This window comes from Nonomuraea sp. NPDC054003 (assembly GCF_055585125.1).
In genome coordinates this window covers 40,362-51,470 of record NZ_JBVJKR010000006.1, presented here as the reverse complement: position 1 = coordinate 51,470, position 11,109 = coordinate 40,362, and the positions used below count along the sequence as shown (strand labels likewise).

Here is an 11,109-nt window from a genome sequence, read left to right as displayed (position 1 = left end):
GAGCTGTCGCGCTCAGACGGACAGGGAGAGGACTTCCGCTCCCTTCAGCCCGGCCAGGGTGGCTCCGGAGACGGCGAGCTTGGACCGGCGCAGGCCGCTGCCGATGACCACCTCGGGGTGCTCGGCGACCTGGGTGTCGACCAGGATCGGCCAGTCGGCCGGCAGGCCGACCGGGGTGATGCCGCCGTACTCCATAGCGGTGAGCTCCACCGCCTCCTCCATCGGGGCGAAGCTCGCCTTGCGGGCGCCGAGATGCTTGCGCACCACGCCGTTGACGTCGGCCCGGGTCGTCGCCAGCACCATGCAGGCGGCGTAGCGGACCTCGCCGCCGCGCTTGGCGGCGACGACGACGCAGTTGGCCGAAGCTCCCATGGCCACGCCGTAGCGCTCGCAGAACGCGGCCGTGTCGGCCAGCTCCGGGTCGATCTCCGCGACCCGGGCGTCCTCCACCTGCCCGATCGCCCGCGCCACCGGCTCGGCCAGCAGGTCGGTCCGGCCGGCGGCCGGCACCCAGTGCAACGTCATCCCATCTCCTCGATCGCTCCTCTCAGGACCTTACGCCGGTCCCGGGAGCAGCGGGTGGCGTCACGATGACTGCAGCACGCGTTTGTGCAGCTCAGTGACGACGCCACGGGCTGATTCCATCGCTCCGGCCATCCAGGCGGTCAGCCGGGTGAGCCAGTCGCCCGCGAAGTAGACCCTTCCGCTGGGACGTTGCAGAAGAGTGAAGGACGAATCAAAGGCGGGCCAGCTCGCCCAGCCGCCCTGGATGTGTTCCTGGCGCTCCCAGGCGACGGAGATGGAGGACAGGACGCCGGTGCGGTACTTCTCGCCGTGGATCTTCTTGCCCTGGGTGAGCGCGCGGCGGCGGCGGTCGTCGGGAGTGAGCGCGCCGTACAGCTCGGCGTCCGGCCCGTGGTTGTAGTAGCCGACCAGCACGCCGCGCTCGCTGTGGTAGCCGTACGAGGGGTACCAGATGCGTGCGATGTCCAGGTCGGTCTCGCTGACGCCGCCGTAGATCCGGTCCTCCAGCTCCCACCAGCGGCGGTCGTACTCCAGGCCGATCTTCCCGGTGGACATGGGCGTGGGGAGCCGCAGGGCGGCGGTGACGTCCGCGCCCAGGTTGTGCGGGATCTTGGCGAGCAGGTGGGGCGGCAGGGTGGCGATGCAGTAGTCGGCCTTGATCCGGCCGCCGTCCCAGGTGACCTCGACCCCGTCGGGCAGGTCGGTGATCCCGGTGACCTTGGCGCCGGTGGTGATCCGGTCCGCGCCGATGGCCTCCACCAGTCTGGTGACGATCGTGTCCGTGCCGCCGACGACCTGGAACATGGGGCTGGCCTGGTCGTGGCCGAAGTCGTTGGTGATGGCCCGGCCGGTGCCCGCGGCGAGCACCTGCGCCAGGCTGCCGGGCGGGGGGAACGGGCTGCCCTCGTCCAGGCCCGGGTAGTCGAAGAAGCCGCGGCGGGGCGAGCCCTCGTAGTCGAGCTCGGGGCCCAGGTCGCCGAAGCGTCGCAGGAAGGTGAGCAGCCGATCCCGGTCCTCGGCGGTGAGCTTGCGGTCGAGCGCGCCGGAGTCGGTGGCCTTCGCGAGCAGTTCGGCGACATATCCGTACATGTCGGCTCGGGCGGTGCGTTGGCGCACGGACTGGCCGTTGGTGTGGATGTACGCCTGGGCGTTCCTGTTGACGAACGTCTCGATGGGGACGCCCAGTTCGCGGCAGTAGTCCAGGGTCACCATCCACTGCGCGATCCGGGCCGGGCCGGCGTTGAAGTAGAGGCCCTCGCCCAGCTTGACCTCCTGGGCGGGGCCGTTCAGCTCGGTCAGCCGGTCGCCGCCGCGCAGGGTGAGGTTGCGCCCGCCGGCCTTGGCCCTGGCCTCCAGCAGCGTGCAGTCGTAGCCGGCCTTGCCCAGCTCGTAGGCGGCGGTCAGCCCCGTCACGCCGGCGCCGAGTATCACCACCTTGGCCGCGCCGCGTCCTTGCAGGGAGAAGTCGCCCGGCCTGGGCGGGGTGAAGGTCTTGTCCTGCTCGTCGGGGGCCAGCCCCAGCGCGCCCATGGCGGCGTACATGGCCCCGGCGCCGCCCGCGGCCCCGATGCCCACCAGCAGCCCGCGCCTGGTCAGCTCCGCGCCTTCCATGCCACCCGCCTCCAGCCCTGGCCGCGCTGTCAGACCCGCGCGGCGTCACGAACCCGCCCATGCTGCCGCCCCGCCGCCCGGGACACCCACGGAACCGGCCAATCCATCGCAAAACCTGGAACGCCGGACGAACGGTGGAACCCTACGACTCCCCGCCCCCGGTCCTCACGCGAGGGCCCTCACCCGTACGGGCCGCTGCCGCACGCCACCTGGCCGCCGATCGTCGCGAAGATGCCGAACAGCGCCATGATCTGCGCGAAGTCGTCCGTCGTGAACTCGGTGTGCCGCGACCCCGCCACCTTCACCCCGGGGATCAGCGCCACGGCCGCCGCGATCGCCGTCGAGTTCCACTCCACACCCAGCGTGTACGGGGGATCGATCGTGTAGGGCGTGAAGTCGGTCAACCGGCTGAGCGCCCTGGCCATGCCCTCACGGATCCGTCCCTGGGCCACGCTCGGCGGCAGCAGCTCGGCGGAGAACTTGTCGATCCCCTTCTTGACCGCCACCGTCTCCACATCGCCGAGCAGCTGGCGGGCCTCCTCACCGACGGCCTCGTCACCGGTGACCAGCACCACCGGCACGCCGTGGAACCCGGCGCACGCCGCCACCACCCGCGCCTCCCCGGCGATCTCGCCGTTGAGGTAGACGTTCTGGATCTCCTTGCCCATCCACGTGTGGTTGAGCACGCCGTGGCCCACCCCGGCCCGCGCGTGGTAGCCGACGAAGCCGGCCGCCTGGAAGGACCCGTCGAGCCCGTGCGCCATCCGCTGCGCCTTGCCCGGCCCCCTGATCAGGGTCGCCCGCGGGTCGAGCAGGTCGATCCGCAGGTTCTTGGTCGACCCGTGGGCGTCGTTCACCAGCACCTTCCCGGCGCCGGCGGCGAACGCCCCCTCCACCGCCGCGTTGGCGTCGGCCGTCATCAGCTCGCAGCCCCGCTCGTACCCGCGCTTGCCCGCGTGCATCTCCTCGGGGTCGGTCAGGCCGGTGACGCCTTCCATGTCGACGGACAGGTAGACCCTCATGCGCTCACTCCCTCACTCGCTGCCGCCGGAGACGTTATCCGGTGGAGCCCCAGGTCTCGACCCGGTGGATCTCCTTCTCCGTCATGAGGCCGACCTCGGCGGTCATGAACGAGGTGGCCCGGTCGCGCCACGGCTCCGGGATCTCGGCCAGCGCCGGCGGGTAGCAGTGTTCGAGCCAGCTGGTGGATTCCTCCGTGGCGTCGAAGTAGTCGAGTGCCCCGGCGAAGAGCGTCCGCTCGATCCCGGGGATGCGGGCCAGGCCGTACTCGACCATCTCCTGACCGCCGTACGGCGGCGGGCGGAGCCACTTCCTGGCCCGGGGGTGGCCGGCGGTGAGCGGGGTGTCGAGCGGGCGGCGTTCGACGGCGGCCTGGATGAGCTCCTTGTACAGGCACTTGGCGCAGGTCCGGCAGGGGCCGTCGGCCGCGCCGCTGAGGCACCACCGGACCTGGCCGGCGAGCTCGGACTCCAGCGCCAGGCGCATGGTGACCGCCTCGCTCACGCCGCCGACGGGCAGCACGATGTGCACGCCCACCGCGGCGAAGAGCCGGCCCCACTTGCCGTGCGGGGCCCACATGGGGTTGTCGGGGGTGTAGCGGTGCAGGTAGCGGCCGCCGCCGAGCCAGCGCGACCCGATCTCGTAGCCGAAGCCCAGCCCGCCGAGGTCCAGCCGGTCGGCGTTGAGCAGCGCGCCCGCCGCCACCGCGTGGTGCTCCGGATAGCCGGGGCGCGGCTCGGCCAGGGTGTACTCCAGGTCGGAGCGCACCGTGGTGAGCGGCCGGCCGGTCTGCTGGGCGAGCCTGGCCAGCACGTCGGAGCGGTAGTGCGGCCACCGGTTCGGCACCCGGGGGTGCGGCACCCGGCGGAAGTGCACGAACGGGGCGTCAGGGTAGATCGCGGCCGCGGCCACGGAGTCGGCGCCGCCGCTGTACGAGATCGCGAGCGTGCCGCCGGCGGCCCTGGGCTCGGCGCCGACGGGGCCGGCCTCGACGCCCCAGCCGTCATGGAGGGCCTGCGCGAACCGGGCGGAGACCGCGCGGTCGAAGGTGATCCGCTTCCTCGTCCAGGGCGCGACGACCGTCCAGGCGGCGACGGCGAACAGGTCGGGGTGGGCGTCGTCCGGCACGTCGGTGATGGTGCAGGAGTTCGTGGCCAGCTTGACGGGATACTCGTCGGAGGCCTTGCCGGTGATCTGGTCTTCGAGGTCGAGCCGGAACGTGAGAAGGCCGTCAGCCCAGGTCACGCGCACGGCCGAGGCTCCTCCCGCGCCACGGCGGGCACCCGCGCCTTGAGGTCGTCGATCGCCTGCCAGATGAGGACCTCGTTCTGCAGCAGGCCGTCGAGGGCCTGGGCGGTCTCCTTGGCCAGGCGGTGGGCGTCACCGGCGACCCGCTGGGCGTCGGCGGACCCGGGCTGCGGCCCCGGCGGCCCGGCCGGTTGCCTGACGGCGGCGCGCAGGCGCTCGACCTCGGCCTGGAGGGCGGCCATCTCCCGGCGCAGCGTCTGCACCTCCCAGAGAGCGTCTCTGATGTCCTGGCGGTGATCCGCGATCGAGATGTACCGGGAGTCGAACCACGAACGCACGGCTTGACGCAGCCGCGCGGGGACGAGGACGCGCTTCATGGAACGTCACCATAGTCGGAAACCTCCCTCGCTCCTGCCGTCCGAATCCGGGCTGTAGCTGGATCGGTATGGCTCTGCCACCGAATATCCGGCATATCCGGCGGACCTTGACAGAGGTGTTGACGAAGCGGCCCCCGCCATCTACGTTTCCGGCTGGCGACGAAATATATCGTCACTTTTCCGAAAAGTTTCGGAGGCGCCATGTTACGAGGCGTTGTCGCGGTCACCCTGCTCGGCTTCACCGCCGTGAACCCCGCGCCGCACGGGGACCCCCCGGCCGTCACCGTCCGGGAGCACATCCGCCACCAGAACATCGACGGGTTCGGCCTCTCCCAGGCCTTCAGGCGCAACGAGCTGCTGGAAGCGCTGTCCCCCGAACAGCGACGCGAGATCCTCGACCTGTGGTTCGACCCGCGCGAGGGGGCCGGGCTGAGCATCCTTCGCCTGGGCATCGGCTCCTCCCCCGCCGGCAGCCCGTACGACCACATGGTCTCCCACCAGCCCGAGGACCCGGGCGGGCCGGACGCGCGCCCCCGGTACGTGTGGGACGGCGACGACAACAGCCAGGTGTGGGTCGCCAAGGAGGCGCGGCGGTACGGCGTCGAGCGCTTCTACGCCAACGCCTGGAGCGCCCCCGGCTACATGAAGGACAACGGCGACGACAAGAACGGCGGCACGCTCAAGCCGGAGTGGGCCGAGGCCTACGCCCGCTACCTCGTCGCCTACACCGACTTCTACAAGAAGGAGGGCATCCGGATCACCGACCTGGCGTTCACCAACGAGCCCGACTACACGGCCCCGTACGCCTCCATGCGGTTCATCCCGGAACAGGCCGCCGCGTTCGTCAAGGTCCTGGGCCCGATCGCCAAGGGCATGAACGTGGTCTGCTGCGACTCCTTCGGCTGGGACGAGGCGCGCGCCTACACCCGGGCCGTCGAGGCGGACCCCGAGGCCCGCCGCTGGGTCAAGGTCCACACCGGTCACACGTACGCGAGCCCCGTGGACGGCCCGCTGCCCACCCGCCGCCAGGTGTGGATGTCGGAGTGGAACCCCAACGGCACCACCTGGAACGAGAACTGGGACGACGGCAGCGGCTACGACGGCATGACCATCGCCCTGGCCGTGCACGACGCGCTGACGCTGGGCCGGGCCAACGCCTACGTCTACTGGTTCGGCGCCTCCCGCGGCGCGACCAGGGCGCTGATGCAGATCGACGACGCGGCCGGGACCTACCGGGTGGCCAAGCGGTTCTGGGCGCTGGCGGCCTACGGCAGGTTCATCAGGCCAGGCGCGGTCCGGCTCGACGCCACCACCGCGAACCCGGCGCTCAAGGCGTCGGCCTTCCGCAACCGTGACGGGTCCACGGTCATCGAAGTGATCAACACCGGCGCCGAGCCGGTCACCTGGCACGGCGTGCGCGGCCGGGCGACCGCGTACCTGACCGACAGCACGCACGACCTCGCCCCCAGCAAGATCACCGGCGGCAGCGTCACGCTCCCGCCGCGCGCCCTCACCACCATCGTCGTCGGAGGCCATCGATGAGACCCCTGATCGTCGCGCTCACGCTGGCGCTCGCCGTGCCCGCGTTCGCACTCCCCGCGTCCGCCGCGCCCCCCGGCCAGGACGCCGCGAAGAACCACCACCGCGTCAAGGACCTGCGCGACCTGGCGCGCAAGCACGGCATCAGGATCGGCAGCGCCGTGGACGTCGCCGCGCTGCGTGCCGAGGCCGACTACCGGCACGTGCTCAACCGCGAGTTCACCCACCTCACCGCCGAGAACGCGATGAAGTGGGAGAGCGTGGAGCCCGAGCGCGGCGTCTACACCTGGGACGACGCGGACGCGGTGGTCGCGAACGCGCGCCGCAACGGCCAGCAGGTGCGCGGCCACACGCTGATCTGGCACAACCAGCTCCCCGGCTGGCTGACCAGCGGCGTGGAGGACGGCTCCATCGGCCCCGCCGAGCTCAGGAAGATCCTGCGCGAGCACGTCCAGACCCAGGTCCGCCGCTACAAGGGCAAGATCAGGGCCTGGGACGTGGTGAACGAGGCCGTCGACGACGACGGCAACATGCGGCAGACCATCTGGCTGCAGCACCTCGGCCCCGGCTACATCGCCGACGCCTTCCGCTGGGCCCGCGCCGCCGACCCGCGCGCCAAGCTCTACCTGAACGACTACAACGTCGAATGGAACCAGGGCAAGATCGACCGCTACCTGAGCATCGTCCAGGAACTGCAGGCGCAGCGGGTGCCGATCGACGGCATGGGCTTCCAGGGTCACCTGGGCATCCAGTACGACTACCCCGGTGACTGGGCCGACGTCATGCGGCGCTTCGCCGCCCTCGGCCTGGAGATCGCGGTCACCGAGATGGACGTGCGGATGGTGCTGCCCGTCACGCCCGAGAAGCTCGCCACCCAGGCCGAGTACTACAGCAGGGCGCTGACCGACTGCCTGAGCGTCAAGGCCTGCCGCGAGTTCACCGTCTGGGGCTACACCGACCGGCACTCGTGGGTGCCCGGCTGGTTCGACGGCGAGGGCGCGGCCTGCATCCTCGACGAGGACCTGCGGCCCAAGCCCGCCTACCAGGCCCTGCTGGCGACCGCGAGGCGCTAGCGGCCGGTGAACTCGGGGGTGGACTTCTCGGTGAAGGCGGTCATGCCGGCCTTCGCGTCCTCCGTCGCGAAGATGCCGGAGAACTGGAGCCTCTCGATCTCCAGGCCGGAGTCGAGGTCCACGTCCATCCCCCGGTCGACGGCCAGCTTGGCGGCCCGCAGCGCGATCGCGGGCCCGCCGGTGAAGGTCGCGGCCCACTCGCGCGCGGCCTGGTAGACCTCGGCGTCGGGCACGACCCGGTCGACCAGGCCGATGGCCAGCGCCTCGGCGGCGGGCACGTGACGACCGCTGAAGATGAGGTCCTTGGCGCGGGCCGGACCGATCAGACGCGGCAGCCTCTGGGTGCCGCCGGCGCCGGGGATGATGCCGAGCTGGATCTCAGGCTGGCCCAGCTTGGCGGACTCCCCGGCGACCCGGAAGTCGGCGCACAGGGCGAGCTCGCAGCCGCCGCCGAGCGCGTAGCCGGTGATGGCGGCGATGACCGGCTTGCCGATGCGGGCGACGGCGGTGAGGCTGTCCTGCAGGGCGCGCGAGTGCGCGTACATGTCGGCGTACGACATGACCGCCATCTCCTTGATGTCCGCGCCCGCGGCGAACACCCGCTCGCCGCCGTAGATCACCACGGCGTGCACCCCGGGATCGTCGTCCACGAGACGGGCCGTTTCGGCGATCTCCCGCTGGACCTGGGCGTCGAGGGCGTTCATCTTCGGACGGTCGAGTCTGATCGTGGCGATCTGGTCGGCCACCTCGACGCTTACGAACTCAGCCATGGAGCGAACCCTACCGGCTGCCTTTTCCCCGGTTCCGGCAGGTCTGTCTGGTGACCCAGTCGATGAAGAATTTCTTCGCAAAGCTCTCGCCAGAGAAGGAAAATGTTGAGACGCTGACTCCGTTCTGACAGCCCCCAGCAAGGAGCGGTACATGCGCAGAGCGCTGGCGATCGCGGCGGTCGCCATCCTGCCCTTAGCCCACGTCACGGCCGCGTCGGCCGCCGAGCCCGACGACCGGCAGCAGGCCTTCGCGGCGGCGGCCGAGGAGTTCCAGGTCCCCGAGAGCGTGCTGCTCGGCGTCTCCTACCTGGAGTCACGCTGGGACGCCCACGCCGGGACGCCCAGCAACAACGCGGGCTTCGGCCCCATGCACCTGACCGACGCGGCCTCGTACACCGGCTCCAACCACCACGGTCAGGACGAGGAGGACCCGCGCGGCGACGACAGCAGGCCCGCCGTCCCGGCGGCCGAGGCGCCCGAGCCCGCCGAGATCCCCGCCGCGCTGCGCACCCTGGAGCGGGCGGCCGAGCTGACCGGAGAGAGCCGCGAGCGGCTGCGCGCCGACCCGGCCGCCAACATCAGGGGCGGCGCCGCGCTGCTGGCCGACTACCAGAAGTCGATCGGCGCGCCGCTCAGCGACGACCCCGGCCAGTGGTACGGCGCGGTCGCCAAGTACTCGGGCGCCGAGCAGCAGGAGGCCGCCCGGTTCTTCGCCGACGAGGTCTTCGCCACGATCAAGTCCGGTGAGGAGCGGGTCACCGACGACGGCCACCGGGTCAGGCTCAGCCCCGTCCCGAACCTGGGCAAGGTCGTGGCGTGGCTGGAGAAGCTGGGGCTGCGCGCGCCGCGCCGCGACGGCGTGGAGTGCCCGAGCACGGTGTCGTGCGAGTGGATCCCGGCCGGCTACGCCGAGCTGCCCGGCGGCGGCTACGGCAACCACGACCTGGCGAACCGCCCCAGCTCCCAGAAGATCGACTACATCGTCATCCATGACATGGAGGGCTACTTCGGCCCCTCCGTCGGACTGGTGCAGAACCCGGCCTACCGGGCGAGCTGGCAGTACTCGCTCCGCTCCTCCGACGGGCACATCGCCCAGCACATCAAGGCCAAGGACGTCGCCTGGCAGGCCGGCAACTGGTACATCAACGCCAAGTCGATCGGGCTGGAGCACGAGGGCTTCCTGGCCGAGGGCCACACCTGGTACACCGAGGCGATGTACCGGACGTCGGCCAAACTGGTGCGCTACCTGGCGCTCCGGCACGGCGTGCCGCTCGACCGGGCGCACATCATCGGCCACGACAACGTGCCCGGCACGCTCCCGACCACGGTGCGCGGCATGCACGAGGACCCCGGCCCGTTCTGGGACTGGGCGCACTACTTCAAGCTGCTCGGCGCCCCGCTGCACCCGTTCGGCGGCCCCCGCTCCGGCGCGGTCATGATCAGGCCCGACTTCGAGAACAACAAGCCGTACTTCTACGGCTGCGACCGGCAGAACCCGGAGGCCGCCTGCCCGCCGCTGCCCGCGCACACCGTCTGGCTGCGCACCGAGCCGCGCGAGGACGCGCCGCTGGTGAAGGACATCGGCAAGCACCCCACGGGCGAGTCCCTCTACAGCGTGTACGACCACAGCGCGCGGGCCAGCACCGGCCAGCGGTACGCGGTGGCCGACCGGCAGGGCGACTGGACGGCGATCTGGTATCTCGGCCAGAAGGCGTGGTTCCACAACCCGGCGTCCGCGCCGACCGCCGTGCCGTCGATGGGGCTCGTGGTCACGCCCAGGCCGGGCCTGGCGACGGTGCCGGTGTACGGCAGGGCCTATCCGGAGGAGGCCGCCTACCCCGAGGGCGTCCCGTACCAGGCGGTCACGCCGCTGCAGTACACGTTCTCGGCGGGCGAGAAGTACACACTGGCCGGGACGGCGGCGACCGAGTACTACCGGGCCGTCACCTTCGACCCGGCCAACCACCAGGTGGTCCGGGGCAAGACGAAGTATCTGCAGATCCAGTTCGGGCACCGGATCATGTTCGTCAAGGCTGACGACGTGCGGGTGACGTTCTCCGGGTGAACTCCGAGACGGCGCGCCTGGTGCTGGCCAGCGCCTCCTGCGAGGAGTCGTAGGTGCGCTGGGCGACGCCGACGAAGACGCAGTCGACGACGAGGAGCTGGCTGATGCGGCTGGCCAGGGCGCCGGGACGGAACTCCGTCTCGCGCCCGGCCGAGATGAGCACGTGCTCGGCCAGCTCCGCGATGGACGAGCGGGGGTTGTTGGTGATGGCGACCGTGGTCGCGCCGGCCTCCCCCGCCCGGCGCAGCGGCTCGATCACGTCGGGCGTCTCGCCCGAGGTGCTGATGCCGATCGCCACGTCGCCGTCCTTGAGCAGCACCGCGCTGGTCAGCGCCAGGTGGGCGTCCTGGAAGGCGTGGCTGGACAGGCCGATGCGCAGCAGCTTCTGCGCGACGTCCTCGGCCACCAGGCCGGAGGCGCCCACCCCGTAGGCGTCGATGCGGCGGGCGCCGACGATGGCGTCGACGACCAGGCCGAGCCGCTCGGAGGTGAGCTGGGCGACCGTGTCGTTGATCGCCTCCGACTCGGCCCTGGCGACCTTCTGGATGACCTCCGACAGCGGGTCGTCGGGGGCCAGGTCACCGGGCACCAGCCGGTCGGGCTGGGCGGCGGCCGCGGCCAGCGCCAGGCGCAGCTGCGGGTAGCCCGCGAAGCCGAGCAGCCTGGCGGTGCGCACGATCGTCGCCTCGCTCGTGCCCGACGCGGCCGACAGCTCCGTGATCGTGCTGCGGGCCACCGTCGCCGGGTCCTCGAGGATCAGCTGGGCGACGGTGCGGGCAGCGGGCGTCAGGGACGGCAGCACACCACGGACCGTGGCCACCAGGGTGTCGGCTCGCATGCCGTTGCCGCTGTCGTCCACAGACCTGATTATGCCGTTGGTT

General features: G+C 71.4%; 10 protein-coding genes. 3 read left to right on the top strand and 7 right to left on the bottom strand.

What is annotated here, in order from left to right; translation table 11 throughout:
- Positions 1–12: 12 nt before the first annotated feature.
- The 5 genes from ACZ6YG_RS16755 to ACZ6YG_RS16735 all read right to left on the bottom strand — a co-directional run bounded on the left by ACZ6YG_RS16755 (position 13) and on the right by ACZ6YG_RS16735 (position 4,781).
- Positions 13–525, bottom strand: a complete 513-nt coding sequence (locus ACZ6YG_RS16755) for a YbaK/EbsC family protein (protein WP_148029442.1) — start codon at positions 523–525, stop codon at positions 13–15.
- A gap of 60 nt (positions 526–585) precedes the next feature.
- Entirely contained in the window at positions 586–2,136 is a 1,551-nt protein-coding gene (locus tag ACZ6YG_RS16750; RefSeq protein WP_466018512.1) for a flavin monoamine oxidase family protein, read from the bottom strand.
- A 179-nt stretch (positions 2,137–2,315) separates the two neighbouring features.
- Positions 2,316–3,158, bottom strand: a complete 843-nt coding sequence (locus ACZ6YG_RS16745) for a M55 family metallopeptidase (RefSeq protein WP_466018511.1) — start codon at positions 3,156–3,158, stop codon at positions 2,316–2,318.
- Between the two features lie 34 nt (positions 3,159–3,192).
- The gene (locus ACZ6YG_RS16740; protein ID WP_466018510.1) at positions 3,193–4,401 is read right to left on the bottom strand and encodes a DUF6395 domain-containing protein; all 1,209 of its coding nucleotides are present in this window, start codon (positions 4,399–4,401) and stop codon (positions 3,193–3,195) included.
- Positions 4,398–4,781: a hypothetical protein gene (locus ACZ6YG_RS16735; protein WP_148029438.1), complete on the bottom strand. Its 384-nt coding sequence runs from the start codon at positions 4,779–4,781 to the stop codon at positions 4,398–4,400. The genes ACZ6YG_RS16740 and ACZ6YG_RS16735 overlap by 4 nt, the downstream gene beginning before the upstream one ends.
- Positions 4,782–4,982: 201 nt before the next feature.
- Between ACZ6YG_RS16735 and ACZ6YG_RS16730 the strand changes: the two genes are divergently transcribed.
- Complete coding sequence (locus ACZ6YG_RS16730) at positions 4,983–6,323, top strand: glycoside hydrolase family 30 protein (RefSeq protein WP_466018509.1); 1,341 nt, start codon at positions 4,983–4,985, stop codon at positions 6,321–6,323.
- A complete protein-coding gene (locus tag ACZ6YG_RS16725; RefSeq protein WP_466018508.1) occupies positions 6,320–7,393 on the top strand; it encodes an endo-1,4-beta-xylanase in 1,074 nt (357 codons plus the stop codon). Before ACZ6YG_RS16730 ends, ACZ6YG_RS16725 begins: the two co-directional genes overlap by 4 nt.
- On the opposite strand, the gene ACZ6YG_RS16720 is transcribed toward ACZ6YG_RS16725, so the two are convergent.
- On the bottom strand, positions 7,390–8,163 hold the full coding sequence (locus ACZ6YG_RS16720) for an enoyl-CoA hydratase/isomerase family protein (protein WP_466018507.1): 774 nt from the start codon (positions 8,161–8,163) through the stop codon (positions 7,390–7,392). The genes ACZ6YG_RS16725 and ACZ6YG_RS16720 overlap by 4 nt on opposite strands.
- A 151-nt stretch (positions 8,164–8,314) precedes the next feature.
- Here ACZ6YG_RS16720 and ACZ6YG_RS16715 point away from each other — a divergent pair, with 151 nt between their 5' ends.
- Positions 8,315–10,228 (top strand): N-acetylmuramoyl-L-alanine amidase, encoded by a 1,914-nt coding sequence (locus tag ACZ6YG_RS16715; protein ID WP_466018506.1) that lies wholly within the window; start codon positions 8,315–8,317, stop codon positions 10,226–10,228.
- Here the strand turns inward: ACZ6YG_RS16715 and ACZ6YG_RS16710 are convergent.
- Positions 10,191–11,087, bottom strand: a complete 897-nt coding sequence (locus ACZ6YG_RS16710) for a MurR/RpiR family transcriptional regulator (protein WP_148029433.1) — start codon at positions 11,085–11,087, stop codon at positions 10,191–10,193. The genes ACZ6YG_RS16715 and ACZ6YG_RS16710 overlap by 38 nt on opposite strands.
- Positions 11,088–11,109: the final 22 nt, after the last annotated feature.

Excerpts from the sequence above, each read along its gene's own strand:
- ACZ6YG_RS16755 (WP_148029442.1), bottom strand. The coding sequence starts at position 525 with ATGACGTTGCACTGGGTGCCGGCCGCCGGCCGGACCGACCTGCTGGCC.
- ACZ6YG_RS16750 (WP_466018512.1), bottom strand. The coding sequence starts at position 2,136 with ATGGAAGGCGCGGAGCTGACCAGGCGCGGGCTGCTGGTGGGCATCGGG.
- ACZ6YG_RS16745 (WP_466018511.1), bottom strand. The coding sequence starts at position 3,158 with ATGAGGGTCTACCTGTCCGTCGACATGGAAGGCGTCACCGGCCTGACC.
- ACZ6YG_RS16735 (WP_148029438.1), bottom strand. The coding sequence starts at position 4,781 with ATGAAGCGCGTCCTCGTCCCCGCGCGGCTGCGTCAAGCCGTGCGTTCG.
- ACZ6YG_RS16730 (WP_466018509.1), top strand. The coding sequence starts at position 4,983 with ATGTTACGAGGCGTTGTCGCGGTCACCCTGCTCGGCTTCACCGCCGTG.
- ACZ6YG_RS16725 (WP_466018508.1), top strand. The coding sequence starts at position 6,320 with ATGAGACCCCTGATCGTCGCGCTCACGCTGGCGCTCGCCGTGCCCGCG.
- ACZ6YG_RS16720 (WP_466018507.1), bottom strand. The coding sequence starts at position 8,163 with ATGGCTGAGTTCGTAAGCGTCGAGGTGGCCGACCAGATCGCCACGATC.
- ACZ6YG_RS16715 (WP_466018506.1), top strand. The coding sequence starts at position 8,315 with ATGCGCAGAGCGCTGGCGATCGCGGCGGTCGCCATCCTGCCCTTAGCC.